The 21,502-nt window shown below is 51.4% G+C and carries 20 protein-coding genes and 1 pseudogene; 5 read left to right on the top strand and 16 right to left on the bottom strand.

Translation table 11 applies throughout. The features are described 5' to 3' along the window. Nucleotides 1-223 precede the first annotated feature (223 nt). The 3 genes from hutU to hutI are packed head-to-tail and all read right to left on the bottom strand — an operon-like array spanning nucleotide 224 to nucleotide 4,692. Entirely contained in the window at nucleotides 224-1,888 is a 1,665-nt protein-coding gene (hutU, locus tag AB8880_01120; GenBank protein ID XDZ66024.1) for a urocanate hydratase, read from the bottom strand. Between the two features lie 27 nt (nucleotides 1,889-1,915). After that, entirely contained in the window at nucleotides 1,916-3,451 is a 1,536-nt protein-coding gene (gene hutH, locus AB8880_01115) for a histidine ammonia-lyase (protein ID XDZ66023.1), read from the bottom strand. Continuing rightward, a complete protein-coding gene (gene hutI / locus AB8880_01110; GenBank protein XDZ66022.1) occupies nucleotides 3,448-4,692 on the bottom strand; it encodes an imidazolonepropionase in 1,245 nt (414 codons plus the stop codon). The genes hutH and hutI overlap by 4 nt, the downstream gene beginning before the upstream one ends. Nucleotides 4,693-4,762: 70 nt before the next feature. Here hutI and AB8880_01105 point away from each other — a divergent pair, with 70 nt between their 5' ends. Next, nucleotides 4,763-6,133, top strand: coding sequence for a formimidoylglutamate deiminase (locus tag AB8880_01105; GenBank protein ID XDZ67084.1), 1,371 nt, complete (start codon nucleotides 4,763-4,765; stop codon nucleotides 6,131-6,133). Nucleotides 6,134-6,142: 9 nt separating this feature from the next. After that, nucleotides 6,143-6,844, top strand: a complete 702-nt coding sequence (locus AB8880_01100; GenBank protein ID XDZ66021.1) for a GntR family transcriptional regulator — start codon at nucleotides 6,143-6,145, stop codon at nucleotides 6,842-6,844. On the opposite strand, the gene AB8880_01095 is transcribed toward AB8880_01100, so the two are convergent. The 7 genes from AB8880_01095 to AB8880_01065 all read right to left on the bottom strand — a co-directional run bounded on the left by AB8880_01095 (nucleotide 6,841) and on the right by AB8880_01065 (nucleotide 13,366). Continuing rightward, nucleotides 6,841-7,905, bottom strand: a complete 1,065-nt coding sequence (locus AB8880_01095) for a hypothetical protein (GenBank protein ID XDZ66020.1) — start codon at nucleotides 7,903-7,905, stop codon at nucleotides 6,841-6,843. The genes AB8880_01100 and AB8880_01095 overlap by 4 nt on opposite strands. Before the next feature lie 7 nt (nucleotides 7,906-7,912). Next, the gene (locus AB8880_01090; protein XDZ66019.1) at nucleotides 7,913-8,881 is read right to left on the bottom strand and encodes an isopenicillin N synthase family dioxygenase; all 969 of its coding nucleotides are present in this window, start codon (nucleotides 8,879-8,881) and stop codon (nucleotides 7,913-7,915) included. A gap of 1 nt (nucleotide 8,882) precedes the next feature. Next, nucleotides 8,883-9,476 carry a peroxidase-related enzyme gene (locus AB8880_01085; protein XDZ66018.1) on the bottom strand — a complete coding sequence of 198 codons (594 nt, stop codon included), beginning with the start codon at nucleotides 9,474-9,476 and terminating at the stop codon, nucleotides 8,883-8,885. Nucleotides 9,477-9,501: 25 nt separating this feature from the next. Next, entirely contained in the window at nucleotides 9,502-10,254 is a 753-nt protein-coding gene (locus tag AB8880_01080; protein XDZ66017.1) for an amino acid ABC transporter permease, read from the bottom strand. Nucleotides 10,255-10,306: 52 nt separating this feature from the next. Continuing rightward, entirely contained in the window at nucleotides 10,307-11,056 is a 750-nt protein-coding gene (locus AB8880_01075) for an amino acid ABC transporter ATP-binding protein (GenBank protein ID XDZ66016.1), read from the bottom strand. 117 nt (nucleotides 11,057-11,173) lie between these two features. Further along, a complete protein-coding gene (locus tag AB8880_01070; GenBank protein ID XDZ67083.1) occupies nucleotides 11,174-11,905 on the bottom strand; it encodes a transporter substrate-binding domain-containing protein in 732 nt (243 codons plus the stop codon). 111 nt (nucleotides 11,906-12,016) lie between these two features. Further along, nucleotides 12,017-13,366, bottom strand: coding sequence for a Rieske 2Fe-2S domain-containing protein (locus tag AB8880_01065; protein ID XDZ66015.1), 1,350 nt, complete (start codon nucleotides 13,364-13,366; stop codon nucleotides 12,017-12,019). A 61-nt stretch (nucleotides 13,367-13,427) separates the two neighbouring features. Between AB8880_01065 and AB8880_01060 the strand changes: the two genes are divergently transcribed. Continuing rightward, nucleotides 13,428-14,171 carry a glutathione S-transferase family protein gene (locus tag AB8880_01060; protein XDZ66014.1) on the top strand — a complete coding sequence of 248 codons (744 nt, stop codon included), beginning with the start codon at nucleotides 13,428-13,430 and terminating at the stop codon, nucleotides 14,169-14,171. A 45-nt stretch (nucleotides 14,172-14,216) separates the two neighbouring features. Next, a complete protein-coding gene (locus AB8880_01055) occupies nucleotides 14,217-14,978 on the top strand; it encodes a creatininase family protein (protein XDZ66013.1) in 762 nt (253 codons plus the stop codon). Between the two features lie 880 nt (nucleotides 14,979-15,858). Here the strand turns inward: AB8880_01055 and AB8880_01050 are convergent. The 6 genes from AB8880_01050 to AB8880_01025 form a co-directional block, all read right to left on the bottom strand. Beyond that, nucleotides 15,859-16,998 carry a succinylglutamate desuccinylase/aspartoacylase family protein gene (locus AB8880_01050; protein XDZ66012.1) on the bottom strand — a complete coding sequence of 380 codons (1,140 nt, stop codon included), beginning with the start codon at nucleotides 16,996-16,998 and terminating at the stop codon, nucleotides 15,859-15,861. 26 nt (nucleotides 16,999-17,024) lie between these two features. Then, nucleotides 17,025-17,870, bottom strand: a complete 846-nt coding sequence (locus tag AB8880_01045) for an ABC transporter permease subunit (protein XDZ66011.1) — start codon at nucleotides 17,868-17,870, stop codon at nucleotides 17,025-17,027. Then, nucleotides 17,867-18,748 carry an ABC transporter permease gene (locus AB8880_01040; protein ID XDZ66010.1) on the bottom strand — a complete coding sequence of 294 codons (882 nt, stop codon included), beginning with the start codon at nucleotides 18,746-18,748 and terminating at the stop codon, nucleotides 17,867-17,869. Before AB8880_01040 ends, AB8880_01045 begins: the two co-directional genes overlap by 4 nt. A 75-nt stretch (nucleotides 18,749-18,823) precedes the next feature. Next, the gene (locus AB8880_01035; GenBank protein ID XDZ66009.1) at nucleotides 18,824-19,546 is read right to left on the bottom strand and encodes a transporter substrate-binding domain-containing protein; all 723 of its coding nucleotides are present in this window, start codon (nucleotides 19,544-19,546) and stop codon (nucleotides 18,824-18,826) included. Nucleotides 19,547-19,575: 29 nt separating this feature from the next. Next, nucleotides 19,576-20,361, bottom strand: coding sequence for an ABC transporter ATP-binding protein (locus AB8880_01030; GenBank protein XDZ66008.1), 786 nt, complete (start codon nucleotides 20,359-20,361; stop codon nucleotides 19,576-19,578). 265 nt (nucleotides 20,362-20,626) lie between these two features. Further along, complete coding sequence (locus tag AB8880_01025; protein ID XDZ66007.1) at nucleotides 20,627-20,791, bottom strand: hypothetical protein; 165 nt, start codon at nucleotides 20,789-20,791, stop codon at nucleotides 20,627-20,629. Nucleotides 20,792-20,853: 62 nt separating this feature from the next. Between AB8880_01025 and AB8880_01020 the strand changes: the two are divergent. Next, a pseudogene (locus AB8880_01020) lies at nucleotides 20,854-21,000 on the top strand (ferredoxin--NADP reductase). Nucleotides 21,001-21,502 lie beyond the last annotated feature (502 nt).

The raw sequence follows: 21,502 nt of genomic DNA, 5'->3' as shown, positions 1-21,502 counted from the left end.
CAAAAGTGATCAAAGTTGCCAGCGTCAATCTCATCACATGATTTATCATCGTCTCCTCCCAATAAAGGCTTTATGTATGCACATAATAATTAATTTAAGCACTATCCAATGGACCGGTCAAGAACCAAGCCGCCTCGTTTCTGCTAATCCAATCAACCAGTCCACTCTATTGATTGCGGCCGGGCGAGGAAGATCAGATCATCATGATTGACATGCCTTTGGTCTATAGGATTGAGGGCAGATTCAACTTGTGTTCACGAGCACAGGCCAAGGCATCCTCATACCCGGCATCAGCGTGGCGCATGACACCGCTTGCCGGATCATTCCACAAGACATTTTCAATTCGCCTGTCGGCATCAAGACTGCCATCACAACAAATGACCATACCTGCGTGTTGGGAGAAACCCATTCCTACGCCGCCACCATGGTGCAGCGAAACCCAGGTAGCTCCGCTCGCCGTGTTTAAAAGCGCGTTGAGCAGCGGCCAATCTGAAACGGCATCCGATCCATCTTTCATGGCTTCGGTCTCACGGTTAGGTGAGGCGACCGAGCCACTGTCCAGATGATCCCGTCCGATTACGACCGGGGCGGACAACTCGCCGTTCCTGACCATTTCATTAAAGGCAAGTCCGAGGCGGTGGCGCACGCCTAATCCTACCCAACAAATTCGGGCCGGCAGCCCCTGAAAGGCTATACGTTCACGCGCCATATCCAACCAATTATGCAAATGTGGATCATCCACCAGTTCCTTGACCTTGGCGTCGGTCTTGTAGATGTCTTCAGGATCGCCGGAAAGAGCGCACCAACGGAATGGCCCTATACCTCGGCAGAATAATGGTCTGATATAGGCAGGCACAAAACCGGGAAAACTGAAAGCTGTCTCCAATCCCTCATCAGAAGCAACCTGTCGAATATTGTTGCCGTAATCGAGGGTTGGAACGCCCGCATTCCAGAAATCAACCATGGCTGCGACATGGGTTTTCATCGACGCCCGCGCCGCCGCCTCGACTTCTTTCGGGCTTTTTTCCTGCATGTCTCGCCATTTGGCCACGGTCCAGCCCTGGGGCAGATACCCGTGAAGTGGATCATGGGCTGATGTCTGATCAGTCACGATATCGGGCCTTACCCCCCTCTTGACCAACTCCACAAATATATCTGCAGCATTGCCGATAAGGGCAACGGATTTAGCCTCACCAGCGGTTGTCCAGCGATCAATAAGGGATAACGCTTCATCCAGGGAGTGGGTCTTCTCGTCAACATATCGCGTACGCAGGCGAAAATCCACGCGTGCCTCGTCACATTCGACCGCCAGACAGCACGCCCCGGCCATCACCGCTGCAAGTGGCTGGGCACCGCCCATGCCGCCCAGACCGGCAGTCAAAATCCAACGCCCTTTCAGGTTTCCATCGTAATGCTGACGCCCGGCCTCAACGAAGGTCTCGTAGGTTCCCTGAACGATCCCTTGAGTTCCAATATAAATCCAGGATCCGGCCGTCATCTGCCCATACATGGCAAGACCACGCTTGTCGAGTTCATTGAAATGTTCCCAATTTGCCCAATGAGGCACCAGATTCGAATTGGCAATAAGCACCCGTGGTGCGTCTTTATGGGTGCGGAAAACTCCAACCGGTTTGCCTGATTGCACCAGCAGTGTCTGGTCGGCTTCCAAATTTCGAAGCGATGCAACAATCATGTCAAAATCTTCCCAGGTGCGCGCAGCCCTGCCGATACCGCCATAGACAACGAGTGCATGCGGATTCTCGGCAACATCCGGGTGCAAATTGTTCATAAGCATCCGCATTGGGGCTTCGGTCAGCCAGCTTTTGGCAGAAATTTCTGCCCCTGTTGGGGGGATTACATCACGGATATTATGACGACTGTTCTGCATTTCACGCTCCTCTTACTGTCTTAAAGATTACACCGAACCCTGAATATAAGGCGACAGGTCAAGCCCTTCGACAATTCTGCCATTGGCGATCAAGTCGGCGGCCTTCTCAAGATCTGATGCAAGATAACGGTCTTCTTCAAGAGGGCTAATCACCTGCCTGACGGTGGCGATAACAGATTGAAGCTTTGGGCTGGTTTTCAACGGTTTCCTGAATTCAATCCCCTGAACGGCGCAGATGAGTTCAATGCCAAGAATCATGTTAAGATTTGCGGTCATCCGGCGCAATCGATATGCGGCATGTGCCGCCATGCTGACATGGTCTTCCTGATTGGCTGAAGTCGGGGTGCTGTCGGTTGAACAGGGGTTGGCAAGATGCCGGTTTTCACTCATCAGGGCGGCACTTGTCACTTCTGCAATCATAAAGCCGGAATTCAGGCCAGGCTCAGGGGTCAGAAAAGGCGGCAAGTCAAAACTAAGGGATGGATCAACCATTAGAGCGACCCGCCGTTGGGCTATCGAACCTATCTCAGCCACAGCGAGAGCTATCTGGTCGGCAGCGAAAGCAACCGGCTCAGCATGAAAATTACCTCCTGAAACAATCCGACCTTCCTTCACAAGAACAATAGGGTTGTCGGTGACCGCATTGGCTTCGTTTTCCAGCGTCCGGCCAGCAAATGCAAGAATGTCTATCGCGGCACCGGTGACCTGTGGCTGGCAACGAATGCAGTATGGATCCTGAACACGCGTATCGTCCGCGCGATGACTTTCGCGGATTTCCGAGCCCTTCATGATCTCCCGCTGTGCCCGGGCGACTTCGATCTGGCCCGAATGTCCACGCAGAGTATGGATCTCATCCACGAGTGGTGTTGTTGACCCCATGATTGCGTCTGTTGACAACGCTGCGGTGACCACACATGCGCTCGCATTACGCCAGGCTTCGAAGAGTCCGGCCAATGCGCATGCGGTAGAGAATTGTGTGCCATTAATCAGGGCCAGACCTTCCTTCGGCCCGAGCACCAACGGCTCAAGCCCGGCCGCCTGTAGCGCGATATTACCGGTCATCACGCTATCGTCTTTCATGGCTTCGCCCGCGCCGATCATCACAGCGGCCATATGGGCAAGTGGCGCCAGATCGCCAGATGCCCCAACCGAACCCTGAGCAGGAATACATGGCAGAACGCCGGCATTGATCATATTTTCTATCATCATCACCGTATCCCAACTGACGCCGGACGCCCCGCGCCCCAGCGAGATGAGCTTGAGTGCCATCATCAGCCGGGTTGTTGCAGCATCAAGCATCTCACCCACGCCACAACAATGGGACAGAACCAGATTGTGCTGAAGTTTCGCCGTCTGATCAGCGGGAATAACCATATGGGCCAGTTTGCCAAACCCTGTATTGATCCCATAGATGGCATCCTTGCCTTGTGCTGCTTTTCTGACAAGAGCTTGCGCAGCTTCAACCGGAGCCCGGGCATCATGATGCAATGAAATTCGGTCTTCACCTCGCCAGATCTGCTCAAGCTGAGACAACGTGACCTGACCTGGCACCAGAGTAATCATGCTATCTGACCGGCAAACAGGCGGAGGTGAAGAGGGTTCAAGCCAATCCGATAGGAAAGTTCTGCCGGCTGCGCGACATCCCAGAGAGCAAGATCGGCCCTCAACCCCGGACGGATAATTCCGGTATCGCTCAGGCCCAACGCCCTCGCCGCATTGCGGGTCACACCTGCCAATGCCTCGGCCGGGGTAAGGCCGAAAAGCGTGCATCCCATATTCATCGCCAGCAGAATCGAGGTCATAGGCGAGGAGCCAGGATTGGCGTCCGTCGCAAGAGCCATGGGTACATCATGCTTGCGGAAAAGACCCACCGGAGGGCTTTGTGTTTCGCGTAGCGTATAAAAGGCGCCTGGCAGCAATACAGCCACACTTCCCGCCGCAGCCATAGCTAAAACATCCTCTTCGCTTGCATATTCAACATGATCAACGGAAAGCGCCCCATGTTGCGTCGCAAGCAAGGTGCCACCACATCGCGACAACTGTTCTGCATGCAGTTTTACCGGCAGGCCTAATTGCCGTGCAGTGGCAAATAATGGCGCAAGTTGTTCCGCCGAAAAGGCGATCGATTCACAGAACCCGTCAACCGCATCAACAAGCCCTTCCGCATGGGCAGCGTGTAACGCAGGTATGCATATATCATTAATATAGTCTTCGGGTTGCCCGCCAAAATCTGACGGCATTGCGTGCGCCCCAAGAAAGCTGGTTACAACACGCAAGGGGCATTCATCCGCAAGCATCCTCGCTGCCCGCAGCATCCGTAACTCGGTATCCATATCAAGGCCGTAGCCTGATTTTACCTCGATAAGGCAAACCCCTTCAGCCAATAATGCATTTACACGCGGCAATGCCGTTTCAACAAGTTCTGAAACCGACAAGGCGCGGGTTTCTCGAACGGTGGAAACAATGCCTCCTCCGGCCCTTGCTATTTCAGCATAGCTGGCGCCATTCAGGCGCATCTCGAACTCTGTCGCACGGTTGCCGCCATGTACGATATGCGTGTGGCAATCGATCAAGGCCGGGGTAAGCAGTCGGCCACCCGCATCAAGACAGTTCGCCGACCGGTTCCTGGCAAGCGCTGGAGGCATTGCTGCCATGGGACCAAGACTACTGATCAGGCCATCTTCAATGACAAGGTAGCCGCTTGATATCAATCCAAATGGATTGCCGGATACATCGCTTTCTGTCCTGGTAACTATCGGGGCATCCAGTGTTGCAATTTTTGCATTTGTTATCAGTGTCTGCATTGGAGACCTTGTGTTAACTGGTACTTTAATTTATATGTACACACATAATAATCTGTCAACAGTAATCAACATGACTATAATTCAGGCTGAAATTGCGCTCCTCCCTGACGGCTGGCAGCAAAATATACAAGTAAAGATCGGCAATGATGGGCGCATCGCTGAAGTGAAACAGGACGCTGCCAGTTCTGCTGCAGATGCACATGTTCCGTGCCTGTTGCCGGCGCCGGTTAATATTCACAGTCACGCCTTTCAGCGTGCCATGGCCGGGCTTACCGAACGCCGTGGCAACAACCCGCAGGATAGTTTCTGGACCTGGCGTGAATTGATGTATCGCTTTCTTGATCAATTAACCCCAGATCATGTAGAAGCAATTGCCGCCATGGTACAGATGGAAATGCTGGAAGCCGGATATGCGACATGCGTTGAATTTCATTATCTGCATCATGCGCCGGATGGAACTCGATATGAAAATCGTGCCGAAATGGCACAAAGAATTGTCGCCGCCGCCAGCCACAGCGGCATCGGCCTTGTTCTCTTACCCGTTCATTATCAATTCGGAGGGTGCGACGGGCGGGAACTGACAAGGGGCCAAATCCGCTTTCGGAATGACCCTGATGAATTTGCGATGCTATGTGGGGATGTGCAGCCAATACTCGCCAGACTAACACCTGATGCCGGTTTCGGCGTTGCTCCACACAGCCTTCGCGCCGTTGCAAAAGATAGTTTTGCGCAAACCCGTGCCCTTGCTGCAGGCGGGCCATTTCACATGCACCTGGCCGAACAGACAGCTGAGGTAGATGAAGTTCTGCACTATCTTGGAAACCGCCCTGTGGAGTGGGTGATTGATAATATCGAACCAGGGAAGGATTGCTGTTTCATCCACTGCACGCAGATGTTGCCTCATGAAACCTCTGGCCTTGCACAGACGGGTGCCGTAGCAGGACTTTGTCCGATTACCGAAGCCAGTCTTGGTGATGGAATTTTTGACGGAGTTAACTGGCTGGGTTCCGGCGGGCAAATCGCGATAGGCTCTGATTCAAATATCCGGATTTCTCTCTCGGAGGAGTTGCGTAGCCTCGAATATTCACAGCGACTTCGCGACCGTACACGCGCCGCCCTTGCAACTTCGGCACGGTCGACCGGCCGCCGCATCTTTGAGGCAGCGGTATTGGGCGGGGCGCAAGCTGCGGGACGACATACAGGGAAGATTGCTCCCGGGTTCTGGGCTGACCTGACGGCTCTTGACCACTTTGGTGTTGAAACCTGCGATCTGGAAGGTGATGTCATTCTTGACAGTTTCATCTTTGCTGGAGACGATCGACTGGTTCAGGAAGTTTGGTCAGCGGGTCGCCATGTGGTTTCAGGGGGGCGTCATATTGCCCGTGAACAAATTTCCAAGGCTTATCAGGGCGTGTTAGCCAGCCTTCGTGATCGTCTTTGAGGACTGAAAATGACGCGACACTCGCTAACAAACTGGCAGGCAGTTATGGCCGAAGTTGAACGCCGGATTTACACCCGTGAGTGGAAACCGGGCCAATCCATCCCAAATGAGGCAGATCTTGCCATCGAGTTCGGTTGCGCTCGCGTGACGGTCAATCGGGCCCTGCAGACCCTTGCAAGTAACGGCCTGCTTGACCGCCGACGCAAAGCTGGCACGCGCGTGGCACTTCATCCGATAAGTAAAGCCACGCTGCAGATACCACTCATCAGAAAGGAAATTGAAGCCAGCAACAAAGCCTACAGGTATCATCTTCATCATCAGGAAGTTGAAGCAGCGCCGGAATGGATCAAAGCTCGATTTGGGCTAGAGGAGAACACATTTCTGCTTCATGCAGTTGCTCTTCATACCGCCGATAATAAACCCTATGTAATTGAAGACCGCTGGATCAACTGCATTGCGCTACCTGAGGTTTTGTCGATGAAATTTGATACTATAAGTGCCAATGAATGGCTTTTGCAAAGCATCCCGTATACCCATGGCGATATCGTATTCAGAGCGCTCAATGCCAGCATTGAGCAGGCAGAGCTTTTGGATACAAAAGAAAACAAGGCTCTCTTTGAAATTGAACGTACAACCTGGGATCACGATACCGCGCTTACCACCGTCCGACTGGTGTTTCATGCCGGCTATCAGATGAACACAGGGCTCTAGATTTGCTTCAAGAAGATATCTTGGAGCATTTGGGATTTTTCTAGTACCGCTGCAAGGTCATTAAACGCCATCGGTTGCAATATACCTTGCTGCCAGAGAGCAACGCCATCTAGACGGATCGTCGGCTCGGCAATCATCCAGCATATTTCACCGGGTGGTGTCACACCACAGGTGTGAAAATGCAGATAATGCGGGCTGCCAAAGACTGTATTGGCCCAGTAATCAGCATCTTTGGAGGAGACCTTCGCTGGTTCCAGCCCGGGGTGGATTCCGGCATGAAAAGAATGGACATAAAACGGCTCCAACCCAAAGGTTTCGGCGACATGATAATAATGTTGGTGAAATCTCTCTTGATCAGCCTTACTTCCTTCTATGGAAGCCATCACATGACCATCAAGTGTTATGGTTAAAGCATCCTCCAGGTGCAACACTGCTGGCTCATAGACTCGGGATCCGGTGGTTGTCAGATTACCTCGGATGACAACCTTACCAGCAAACCCGGCACAGCCAAGCGGTTGCGGAACCGACATGGGAAAGCGCTTGATGCCAACTTCCTGAAGGCCTTCTTGTTCGTGCGGTGGTACGGCCACATTGCCAACAAGATAGGTTCCCAACGGGCAGGTAATCTCAATCTGCTCGGCTTGCATGCATAAACGGTCAATTTCTTTTTTCAGCCTGACCATATTGTCATGCGGAACGAGCCCAAATGGGCTGGCAAGCATAGCGGCGTTGCGCGCATAGCACATAACAACAGGTTTTGCTTCGGTCTTGCGCTCAAAACGTCCCTGATCACCACTGCGGCAGAGAAAGACCAGAGCGTCCACCTCAGTTTCGAGAGCGGTGATCCGAGGGTCGGTTTCATTCGCCGGACCATTGCTGGCAAGACGACGGCAGATCCCGCCTCTGTCGGTAATGCGTTCTTCCAGCACATCGGCAATGGCGGCATCATACCAGCCCAGTTCAGGCCGTTCAGCGATCAAGCCGATTATCTTGCCATTTATCTGGCCAAGACAGCTATCGATCAGGTTATCCGCTCCTCTTGTGGCGAGTGCCTGACACATTTGCCGTCTACCCCTTTTTTTGCTGGCGATAGGCAAAAGCGCGATTGAATCGCCAGATCAGGTAATCACCACAACTGATGGGATCTTCGCTGGCTGGCTTGCCGGTAACGGCACTGGCATCAATCATTGTTTCAGGCTCCGGGTCCCATGCCAGCACCAGCGACAAGCGTTCGCGGCCCGAAGAATTGATCACCCGGTGCGGTGTTGATTTATAAGCTCCTTCGGTCCAGCGATGTAGCAGATCACCGACATTGACAATCATGCTGCCTTCTATGGGCGGGGCCTCTATCCAGTCGCCATTGACATCCTGAACCTGCAAGCCGCCGACGCTATCCTGGCAGAGTACGGTGAGCACCCCGAAATCGGTATGCGGGCCGACCCCGAACTGATCCTCTCCCAGTTCCGGTGGCTGATCAGGATAATAGACAAGCGAGCAGCGGCTCAAGGGACGTGCTGTCTGGCGGAGGAAGAAATCATTCTCAAGCCCCAGACCAATGGCAAAGCCTGCCATCAGTTCAGCGGCAAGCCGGTGGCTGTGTTCAAACCATGCCATAGCGTGGTGTTCGAGTTGAGGCAGGAATTCCGGCCATTGATTAGCCCCGCGAAGGGCATGATCTTCCATCGTCCTGCCATCTTTATCCTGATATCCCCAGAGAAAACTTTCCTTGCGGTCAGGTTTGGCATCATCATACATCTTTGCCCCGCCAGTGCTGATCCAGCCGCGATGACGGTCTGATACCCGCACGGGTTCTTTATGGGCCTCATCAGCGGTAAAGAAATCCATCGCTGTATTACGCAGATTATCTATGGCTTCGTCAGGAATGCCGTGGCCGGTGATATAGATGAAACCAAGTTGCTGGCTTGCCTGATGCAACTGGCGTGCAACCGATACCGGATCACTGCCATCACGCAGAGGCGTTACATCAATAACCGGGATCAGTTTGGGATCAAGTGGCTTTGCAGTTGCATACCCCATTTCACGCTCCTTTTGGCTGGCCTTCCTTATAGTAGCCGACAATATCACCGGCGGTGGTAACGCCGAGGCCGTTCAGGCTTCGGTTGACATAGTTGAAATAGCAGATGATCTGGTTAGCCTCCAGAATGGCTCCGTCATCCATACCTGCATCACGCATGGCAAGGATATCATCCTCGGTCATTGTTGCTGGCGCAAGTGTCAGTTTTTCAGCATAGCGTAGCATGGCCAGTTCAGCACCGTCAAAAGCAGCTTCGGGGGTTCGGGCATCCAGTGCCTTGCGGATAGTATCCGAACGCTCGGCATTACCAATAAGATGGGCGGCGTTTTTCCAGTGATTGGCTAGCGAATAGGCGCAGTCATTAAGGATGGAAACATAGCTGCTGATAACTTCCTGAAACCAGGTCGGGATGGTGTTGCTGTCATCATGCAGGACAGCTCGATACAGAACGATATGGCCTCGCATTGTGCTCGGGCGGTGGCTGTGTACCCGCATAACATTGTCCACCGTGCCATGCGGTGTTCTCGCCATTTCCAGCACCTCAACAAGGGCCGGACTTGCATCGGCATCGCTGATCATGGAAATCCACGCTGTCATGTTGGTCCCTTTCTCAAAATGTTTTTCAGTTTCGCTCGTCTGCCTGTAAGTGACGTTCGAGCCAACGCACACCCGCTGAAACGATTAGTATCAGAACCAGATATTCAAGCACCAGGAATGAATAGATTTCCAGTGGCCTATATTCGGTCACAACAAGCTCATTGGCCTTACGTGTTAATTCCTGCATGCCGATCACTGATACAAGAGACGACATTTTCAGCATATAAACAAGCTGATTCCCCAATGCCGGCAATATTCGCCGGATCGCCTGAGGCAGGATTACAAATCGCATTGTATCGCGATAATTGAGCGAGATGGAATGCGCGGCTTCATACTGGCCACGGGCGATCGATTGGATGCCGGCACGGAATATCTCCGCCATAAAGGCACTATCTGAAACCGCAAGCGCAATAACCCCGGCCCAGAAAACACTGATGGACAGATCCATAAGTTGGGGCAGACCATAATATACCCACAAGATCAGCACCAGTATCGGAACCGACCGGACAATTTCCACATACCCGCGATTGATGCCCCGAAGAAGCGGTCTGCTGGTGATCCCGGGCAGGGCAATCACAAGACCCACGACGATTGAAATCGAGATAGCAGTTATTGACAGGCTGATAGTGTGCCATAACCCACTGAGAAGAAACCGCAGATTGACCATGCCGTTATCCAGTGTCGGGTCAATAACATACCAACCCCAGTTAGCAGAGCATCCACCAAGAAGAACCACCATAAAAGACAGACTGAAAATCGGGATTTTGTTCTTGCTCATCCTTGCATCCTTAAGCCCTGAGCCAGCTTGAAATTGCGTCATGTACTGACTCCTAGTGATGCAGAATCTTGTTGAGAAAGTCCTGAGTGCGCGGGCTTTCAGGATTGCTGAAAAACTGCTCCGGTGTGTTTTCTTCAACGATTTCGCCATGATCCATGAAAACCATACGGTCAGCGACTTTGCGTGCGAACCCCATCTCATGGGTGACAACCACCATGGTGATACCGCTACCAGCCAGTTCAGTGATCACTTCCAGCACCTCACTTATCATCTCCGGATCAAGGGCCGAGGTCGGCTCGTCAAACAACAAAATACGCGGCTCCATGCATAGGGCCCGGGCAATCGCAACCCGTTGCTGCTGGCCACCGGAAAGCTGGCGGGGATATTTGCCACTCTGTTCAGGGATATGCACCCGTTCAAGGAATTTCTTGGCCAGACTTGTAGCCTCATCTTTGGGCATGTTTCGCGCCCGCATGGGCCCGAGTGTCAGATTCTCCAGCACCGTCAGATGAGGGAAAAGGTTGAATTGCTGAAACACCATACCGACATTCTGGCGGATAACACTCATGGACTGCCGACTGTCGTCTATTTCGGTATCATCTATCCGGATAGTGCCTGCCTCGTGCTTCTCGAGTCTGTTAATACAACGTATCAGCGTTGATTTGCCGGAACCGGACGGCCCGCAAATAACAATGATATCTCCAGTTCCTATATCAAGACTTACCTTGTTCAGCGCCTGGAAATCACCAAAGTATTTTGTCAATCCTTCAATGCGGATCAACGGGGCGGTGTTACTGGTCATGATAAGTGCTCGTTTATGCCGTGGCGGTTATTTCATGTCTGGGCAAACCACCATCAACCAGCGACCGGAAAAGGAATGATCCGGGGCTGGATGACGGCGGTTTGGCTGACGGCTTTTTTACAGTTTCCACTTGGCCTTCAGGTCTTCGAAGAAACCGCGTGTCTGTTTCAACGCAATCCAGTGATTGACAAAATTAATCCAGACCTGATCATCCTGTGGCAACAGCATGGCAAGCGGAGTCCGTGCCTTGGCCTGACCAACATCGACGATCATCATCTCCGGATATTTTTCAACCAGTTTGTTCGCTTCGATAGTAGAAGTAATATGCCCATCAGCACGACCTGCCAGTACATCCTGGAAATCACGGGCGGGGGATTCCACAATACGGTGAGTGGCATTTGGAAAAAATGACTTGATATACTGCTCCTGGGTAGTGCCAAGCGTGGCTGCCACGGTGACACCGGGCTTATTGAAATCATCCCATCCCTTGAATTTGTCAGCATTTTTTTTCAGGATAAGCGGCACCTGACCAACTTCGACATAGGAAGAGGAATACCCGGCGGCCTTTGCCCGTCCCGGATTGATTGAGGCCGAACCACTCATGTGGTACTTTCCTGAGGTAATGCCCGCAACAAGGGTTTTCCAATCGGTTGGAACATACTCGATCTTGACTCCAAGATCCTCGGCAAGGGCCGTTGTCACGTCAATATCAAAGCCGGTATAGCTGTTATTGGCCGGGTCTTTCATGGTCATGGGGTTCCAGTCACCGGTGGTCCCGACTTTGAGCACGCCGCTTTCGATAATTTCGGTCAGAGCGGAATCAGCGGCCTGTGCAATTCCTGATGACATGGTAAGGGCAACAAGCCCAGCAAATAGTTTTTTAAGCATAATTTCCTCCCAATGCTATAGCACTTGCTTTTTGTTGTTCTACTACTTTTATAGTCACTTATTTAGCCGAAATTATCTAACAGAATTTAGCCAATCACGGCAAAATTGTTCCATATCCTGTCTTCTGCTGTCCTCGTTAACGTCCGTATTGCTCAGCATATGGTCCACAAGTTGGCGACTGAAGGCACGTTTGCCCTCTTCATCCAAGCTGGCTTTAAAAACACTGTCCTGAACAAAAGTCGCTATCTGCCCGAGTTTATTTGCCGATGGCTGATCAGGCTCTGTGCCTGCCTCAAGGGCGCGGATACGGTCACGGATCATCTGACGCACGCGAGCAACACCACGATCCGATGAGGCGAGGTTTTCAAGCCGGTGAATTGCGATGGGCCGTTGCGAGACCTGAGCTTCGTAATCACCTGGTTGTCGCTGGCTCTCTTCATAGCTTCGCTCATCCTTGGTCTGGCCGATAAAATCGATGGATTCCACGCCAACCTTGCTGCGATCACCCTGATTGCGCGGGTCGAGATCATGGCTGAACAGACGCCAGCCTATCGTTCTGGTCACAAAATTATCCTGAGGAACCATCCAGCGGGTGAATGCCGAACGGTTGAAGACTTTCTCGCTTTCCGCTTCTTCCCAGATTGCTCCGCCCTGATTCATGTTCGGCAGGATTGTTTCGGTTGTCCGGATCCAGATATTTTCACCAACCTCCCGTGTCTGGACATTAATCATGCCGAGGGGCGTGTCGCGATATTCGATCATCTGATCTATCCCCGAGGCCGCGCCAAACTGAACCCCGGATGACCGGGCATGGAGATGCAACACATGTATGGGGTCCTGGGTGTTTTCATATACCTGGAGCCAGTTGCAGTGGGTGGTAATACTGAACGGAATTTTTTCCACCCCATCATCCAGCAAGGTATCAAATTGCGGGAAGGGCGGGATGGTGCCCGTCGGCCCCATATAGGCAAAAATCACCCCTTCGAATTCATGGGTTGGATAGGCACCCTGAACGACCCGGCGATGCACCGGGCTATTCTCCGGTTCTGAGCCGGCTCGTATCAGCGTGCCATCGATAGCGTAATGCCAGCCGTGATAACAACAGATCAGGCCATGATCAGCGATGATGCCGTATTCAAGAGAGGCGCCGCGATGCGCGCAATGTTTGTGAAACAGGCCCAAATCTCCAGATTTGTCCCGGAAAAGGACAAGTTCCTCGCCTAGCAAAGTAATTTTTTTGGGCAGATCGCCCAGTTCAGCGGAAAGCATAACCGGCTGCCAAAACCGGCGCAGATATTCACCGCAAGGTGTTCCTCGATCTATGTGGGTGATTTCCGCATCATCATCACTCGTATCCAAAAGGATATCATATCCGGAAAATGCACCTTTGACTGTTTTACCCGGCGGCGTTGTCTCAGTCATTTCTTAAACCATAAAATTTCAAAAATATTGCAATCACCCAATCATTCTATAAAGTTTCAAAATGATCAATACATTCTCATCTTGTATTGCCCGGGCCATCCCGACTGACACCAGCATAAGCGGGCGGGAAGGCAAGGCCCGAACGCCGCCGATCTTTTATGCCACGTCAGTTTCCCTTTATTGCGCCAAGGTCAGGATCATGTTGCGTCATAAGCACATCGCATGGCAGGAAAAACAGCCCACTGGTGGTTATGGCAGCGCCCAATGGCGGCAACAGGTCCCGGCCGGCAATCTGCCCGCTCTTGAACATGATGGCCTGATGCTGATGGATTCAGAGGTGATTGCGGAATATCTCGAAGAGGTATGGCCTGAGAGATCGATGCAGGCTGAAACACCGGGATTGCGTGCACTTGTCCGCCAGCGCAGCCGCTTTCACGATACGCGGCTGGAGCCAGCGTTGCGCGGCCTTTTTGGCTGGCTGAGCACTGGCGCTGTTGCCAGTGACGCCTCATCGACCAATACGGTTGGGGAAAAATTGGATATGTTTCAGCAACGCCTTGATCAGTTGGGTCAGTTACTGGATATAGAAAAACAACAACTCGATAAAGGCAGACTATGGCTTGGCGATTGTGGTTTTGCCGCCAGTTTCCCATGGATAGAGATCATGGAACAAAAGGCTGGCCGGATTTTCATCTGGCCTGATCAGGTTCTGGCGTATCGCCATCAGCTGGAGACTTTTCCGGCTGTAATGGACGAATATGATAGCTACAAGCAGGCAATCGCCAGCTGGATGGATACAAAATAGCCAGATACTTCTCCGCCAGCAACGAGGATAAAGGGAGTATGATTGATGCGGCTTGAACAGGCAACATGGCAGGAAGTTGACGCCTATCTGAAGACAGACACGGATACAGCATTGCCAAGAGGTATCCTGCTACCAACAGGGTCTACCGAACAGCATGGTCCGATGGGGTTGATCGGCACGGACACGCTATGCGCCACATCTATTGCCGAAGCCGCCGCTCAACGTGCCGGGGTCTATATGGCGCCGCCACTTGGCTATACACCAGCCCCGTTCAACATGAGTTTCCCCGGTACAGTTTCGGTTTCAACGCCGGTATTTTCCGCATTGCTGGGCGAGGTGGTGACATCTTTGCTCAGTCATGGTTTCGGTTTCGTCTATATTCTTAATGGTCATGGCGCCAATATTGAAGTGATTGAACAGCTGATATCACAGTCCCCCGCAGGCCGGGTGTATTACCGTTCCTGGTGGGCGCTGGATGGAGTCAATCAATTGCGACAATCGCTCTATGGTGATTGGGAGGGCATGCACGCCACGCCTTCAGAAGTGGCCATTACCCAGGCGGTGCATCGCGTTATTCCTGCGGGTGATGCAACACACCCGCCGCAACCATTGAGCGCTGAATATATCCGCGATCATGGCGGGGACCGACATGGCCCGCCGGATGAACATCGCGCGCAATTCCCCGATGGTCGCGTTGGCTCGCATTCAGCACTTGCCAACCCGGCGGATGGAGAGAAGCTCCTTGAACTTGCTGTTTCCTCCCTGGTCGCCGAACTGGCAAAACTCAATACCCACACTGGCGAATAACAACACCGAAAAGCACATATATAATTCTACATTATATCAATAAGAGCAGGGTGGAAGAACTGAGCCTTCTGCTGTCAGATGAAGGGCTCGACAAGAGGCCGACAGCATCATCCCTTCACCGATAAAAAGGATAGATATATCACCCGAAAAATAAAAGATCTGCATCAAGTTCAGCTTGAGGGAGGACTTGTGGCGATATTGGAACTTGCGATATCAGGATAAAAGAAAACTGCCCTCCAAGCGGATATCGGTATTGGCAGAGACTTGATGGTTACAGGAAAGCCTGCTTGCGAGATTGCGCCTGATATCTGCTACCTCTTTTGCAAATATCCGCCATCATCAGCCCTTCCCGTGTGGCAAGGGTGTTGCAGACCCGATTGGGCCTTGTATCAGAATGGCTGAAAATGAACGAAATCAGTGGTGCCCAGGGGCTGGGTTCGAAGCCCAGGGGCGGATTCGAACCACCGACACGCGAATTTTCAGCATACTGCTTTAACTTTTCCTGTTTTATTTCAGTATTTTAACGGCCCAATAATCAGGTGTGTTAAAAACTGTGTAATGGAATTTGACTGCGGGGGCTCAATTTTCCCGAAGAATTCCCCTTGAAAGATTTTCATGACTGGGTTCGTGACCTCATCAATACGTCAAAGGCGTCCTGATGCTATTAGCCCTGTTCTCTCCTTTTGGCTTATAAGAAAAAAAGGTGATTTCTACGTATCATCCGTCTTGATCGATCTTGCGGTATCACCACCCTTATCCTCTTATTCCCTAAACTTTCTTGGGACAGGTTCAGATTGATGCTGATTTTTATCAGGCCACCCTGGAAGCTGCTGCGCTTCTTAAAGTAAATTTATACCGGGGTCAGGACACTACCCAAAACCTAATCACTCAGCAGATGTCTTCCCTTGCCATCTAGTGGAACGGTGCCAGCGATCTTGGCCACTATATGATCCGCCCAGGCCAGTTTTGTAAGATTCACCGCAAACAGCACACCATCGGTGCCGGCAATCAGCGGTCTTCTGTTAACAAAGGCCCCCTCACCCTCAAGGTCCAACATCTCTGCGATGACATCACCCTTGCGAACTTCAGCCCCAAGCGGCAAGTGATAAAGCATCAGACAGGGCCGATCCACGCGCAAATATTCCAACGCCGTCAGGGGAACGGAGGCAGGAGATTTGGGCGGCGTCTTCAGCATATCTTCAATCATGCCCCGGCCAACCAGAAACCGATAAAGGTTTTCAGCATCTTTGACGTTTATGCTATCGGCCACCGCATCCAATCCTCTGTATTCAAGCGTTGCCGAAAGAACCAGTTGCGGCCATGATGCTTCGGGATAGCGCTGGGCGAGCTTGATCCATAACCCTGGCCAAACCTCATCGAAAGACCCACCACCTGAATCCACGGCTGTCATTGTTGCCGCTGATCCCATCCAGTCAGACAGATCCTGATATTCCGGCATCAATTGCGGAACAATGTAAATGTGGTTGAGTGCATCATCGTCACAATGCAGATCAAGCACCATTTCGGCGTCGTATGCCTCGCGCATAACCATATGCCTCAGCCGATCCAGTGCCGTAACTGGCCGCAAGGCTTGAAGCCAAGACTTGACGGCGGTAAGAATGACTTGCCGATTATGCATCGCATCACCAGACAACTGATCGGCAAAATCAGCTCCATGCTGATGAATGATTGCATCGAGATCTGGCCATTGGCGATTATAGTTCATGGCATTGACCGGGTGATACCGGCCGCGGTGGGTTCCAAAAGACAAATGTGCCATCCCAAGTGGATTAACCATGGGCAGAATGACAAATTCAGCCTTAAGGCGATCTTCCTTTTCCGCCTCAATGAGTTTTTGGATCAGATGGTGAAGCACCAGCATCCCGGGCTGTTCATCGGCATGAAGCGATGCCTGAAGATAAACCTTAGCCACCGGATCAGCTGGTCGAAACCGAAAAACAGTCAATTCATGGCTTGTACCGGCGCTGTCACCAGCAATGGTAAACGTATCCTTTATCATGCCGTGCTCCTGTAATGCTGGCTGATTTATCGTATCAGAAAAGGCCTAATCAAAAGTCGGGGACGGATGGCATCGGGAAGATGCCTGTTCAGGCGGCGATTGACGATCCCGAATAACAAGATAATCACTAATGTTAACAGGATAAAATAAAAGGCAATAATCGGATATGGAATGAAAGGGTTAAACGTCTTGTCGGCAAAATAATTGGCATAATAAAGCGCATCACCGGATTGACGCCATGCCGGAAAGCCTGAAAAAAAGACCAGCGTTGTGGCATGAAAGAGAAATATGGCCTCATTGGTATATGAAGGCCATGCCAGTCGCATCATATTCGGCCACAGCACTCTCCAGAACACCTGCCATGATGTCATGCCATAGGCGTTGGCGGCCTCAATTTCACCGCGGGGAATGGCGCGCAAGGCACCGTAGAAAATTTCCGCCGAATAGGCCGTTGTGTTGCAGATCAGTACCAGCAATGCACCTAGCCAGGCACGCGTGAGCCAGCGGGTTTCCATATCAATTACCACAAACCATAAATCCAGCGTCACGCCGACCTTCGGCAACAGGACAAAGAGCTCATAGGCAAAAAAGAATTGAATAAACAGCGGCGAGCCGCGGAAGACAAAAATGAAGCCTAAGGAAAAACGACGATAAATCCCACGCCCGGATGCCTTGCCAATGGCAAATACCATTGAAAACCAATACCCGATTACAACGGCCAGCACCCCGAAAAAAATATTCCAGATCAATCCCGAGCCAATGAGGGCAAATTGATCACAAAGGGAAATATCTGTTTTTGGCAGTAGCCGTGCACCATAACCAATGGCACGGAGCCCGTAATCCTGAAAAGAGGCCAGGCACGATGCGCTCATGCCCTTTTCCTCCCTCCTTGCTGGTGGTTGATGAACATGGACTGACCATGCGAAAAATGCCGGTTGAGACGTTCAAATCCACGCTCACTCATCCATGTTATCAAGAGATAAAACACCAGCAGAGCCAGAAAATACCAGAGCCGCCAATCCGGATGCGGATAGCTGAAGGCTGAGGTTTTAGCACTGCCAAGTTCACGCGCCCAGTAGACGATATCCTGAATGCCGAGGAGAAACAGCAACGGCGTGGCCTTGATGAGTATCATCCATAAATTGGACAGCCCTGGCAGAGCATAAATCCACATCTGGCGAAACATGATGCGCCAGAAGACCTGACGTCTAGTCATGCCATATGCTGCCCCCGTTTCAAGTTGTGCCCGGGGTACAGCCGCCATTGCACCGGCCAGAACATTGCCGGCAAAAGCCCCGAACACCAACGCAAATGCAACCACAGCAAGGCCAAAGCCATAAACATCATGCACCCATGAACTTGCTGTTGATAAAGGCATCTTGGCCATATCGCATACAACAAAGTCATTGCCTTGCCAAACGGAACCTGTCTGATCCGAACACAGGATCAGGTGGCGAAGATATTCGATACCCTGATCGAGCGCGAGCGGGACAAAAAGAAAAAAAACAATGTCAGGAATGCCGCGCACCATGGCGATATACATCTTGCCTGGATACCGGATGAAAAAGAGACCAGACCGGCTTGCCGTCGCGCTGAGCAAGCCAAGCGTGATCGCCAGTGGCGCCGTCACTGCAATCAACAGCAGGACAACAATAAAGGATTGATAGAATGCCAGATGCTTGGCTGTAGTGAGATAACATCCAAGCCATGCCATGCCTTCAATCTGATCCGGATTAACGCATGAAAACATCAGGCTCTTCCTGCCTAACCAAACGAGTGGTTGTCGGGGCAGATACCTGCCCCGACCTGATAAACTATCTTCTTATCAGAAGGTAAGGCCGCTATCCCCGAACCATTTCCTGATCAGGATATTGAGCGAGCCATCTGCCTTCATTGAACTGATAGCCTTGTCCATTTTGGCTTTAAGCTGGCCATCGGATTCGCGAATTCCCATGCCGACACCGCCACCGATACCAACTTCACCCACCGCTTTAAGTTCTCCGCCGGATTCTTCAACGATCGGCATCAAGTAATCGCCATCGGCCAGCACCGCATCAGCCTCGCCATTACGGACAGCTGCAATGGTTTCGTCAGGGGTGGCAAATTCCACCAGCGTAGCCCCTGAAGACGCTACATGCGCTGCCTGAATCGTGCCAGTCTGGGCAGCAATAACGCCACTGTTTACATTGACGCTGCTGCCGGAAAGAGCAACGTAGAGCGATGGACTTGGCGGATAGTATTCCTGAGTGAAGTCGATAACTTCATCACGTTCAGCCGTTATCGACATACCGGCGATAATGGTGTCGTAATTGCCGGACACCAGATTCGGGATTATCGAATCCCAGTCATTAACGACCCAGACGCAATCCAAACTTGCCCGCCGGCAAAGCTCATCACCAAGTTCACGTTCAAAGCCGTCCACTTCATTTTTGTCGTTGATGAAATTATAGGGAGGGTAAGCTCCTTCAGTTCCCATCCGAACAGTTTCCGCCAGAACAGGCCCGGCAACCATTCCGGCAAGCAATGCTGCCAAAATTATCTTTTTCATAAAGACCTCCAAAAAGCGCACCCTTTGTATCAAGCCACAGCACTTGCGCTCAGAAATTGCTGTAACCTTTTGGATTTGGGTTTATCCAGCAGATGTTCTGGAGGGCCCTCTTCCTCAATTTTTCCTTCATGCAGAAATATCACATGATCTGACAAATCACGTGCAAGCCGCATATCATGCGTAACCAGTAGCATGGTTCGGCCTTCTTCTGCCAGCGCCTTGATAACCCGCACGACTTCCTGTTCGAGTTCCGGATCAAGCGCGGATGTAGGCTCATCAAAAAGCATGGCCATTGGCTCCATTGCCAGCGCCCTTGCGATGGCCGCGCGCTGTTGCTGACCACCTGAAAGCTGTGATGGCCAAGCCTCTGCCTTGTCTGCAATCCCGACTTTATCAAGCAATTCAAGCCCAAGACTTCGCATCTCTTCACGCTCACGGCCAAGCACGGTCACCGGCGCTTCAATAACATTGTCCAGCACTGTCATATGCGACCACAGATTAAACTGCTGAAACACCATGGAAAGATTGGTTCGCATAGCGATAACCCTTGCACGGCTCGCAGGTTGACGAGTTGCTCCATGGCCCTTCCATTCAACCAACTCACCATCAAAGAGAATATCACCAGAATGACTTATCTCCAAAAGGTTACAGCAACGCAGAAGAGTTGATTTACCTGACCCGGAGGAGCCGATAAATGTCACCACCTTACCCCGAAGAGCCGTAAAACTTACACCTTTCAGAACCTCCAGATCACCGAAGGATTTATGCAGGTTTTTTACCTCGAGCACCGGCACATCAGATGATGATTTTTGCATATGCGTCATGCTTTTCCAGCTTACAGCTTGAAATTAAAGACCGAGCAAAATTTTATGTCCATTTCGCCCTTTTACACAATGCAAAACATGATTGCGGGTATTGGCCCTACTCTGCGGCCTTTAAACCTTATCTATACAATACAAACTGCCTTAATACAGGGAGAAGTCTTTGCCTTGCCCTAAAACACGATTGTGTATGTGAACCTTGATCATGGTGAAATGCAAGGAGAATGACTGTTCTTTTATGCTCTAAACAAATGGAAGATTATTGCGCTATCACCGTTACGGTACTGGTGATCTTTGATCCACCAAGGCTGAGCCCACTATGGTCATTGGCGTATAGAGATACCGAGACTTCATTGCTGCCGGAAGGCAGGTTGGCGACATGGTACCAGTCGCCATAAATCCGGCCAAGTTTGATCCCATTCACATAGACATGTGCATGGCCATGCCCCTCAACATTATCGTATCGATGCGGCGGCCGATACAGTGCTCGACCCAGCCACTGATCGGGCGATGATCTGCGGGTCGATGGTGATGCTGGAAAGCATGAGTGAAATGCTACAGGAGCGCGGCCTGAGCGAAGGGTCGAACGCGCACCCGGCAGATTTCGTGATCGAAAAAGCCTTTGTCGGATGACCTTGGTTCATCGGATCTAACTCATTTAACCTATCACTTTAGTTTACGGCTGATGGCGTTCATCTTTGTTCAAGACGATGAATTCAACAAACAAATGAAGCCCGGCATTAGCAACCGCCCCTCGTATTGAAGCGTCATACTGCATTGAAATAAAACGGAAAAGTGGTGCCCAGGGGCGGATTCGAACCACCGACACGCGGATTTTCAGAATACTGCTTTAACTTTTCCTGCATATAATCAGTGGCTTGCAGGCCCAAAAATCAGGTGTGTTAAAAACTGTGTAATGGAAGTTGACTGTGGGGCAGGATACCGGATGACCGTCTACTTTACTCGCATTTTTATCAAATATAATTTCTTACTAGAATTTGGCATCTGATCTACAGATATATGGTTAAAGCGGATATTTTACTGAGTTCGGTTCCAACTAACCATTTATTTGAGCCAATAAATAAAAAGGGTGAATGCTGCCGGGATCACAATTACTGGCGCGACGACGTGGGTT

Source organism: Alphaproteobacteria bacterium LSUCC0684, from assembly GCA_041228335.1.
Classification (GTDB): Bacteria; Pseudomonadota; Alphaproteobacteria; order Puniceispirillales; family UBA1172.
This window is presented reverse-complemented; position numbering and strand designations above follow the sequence as displayed.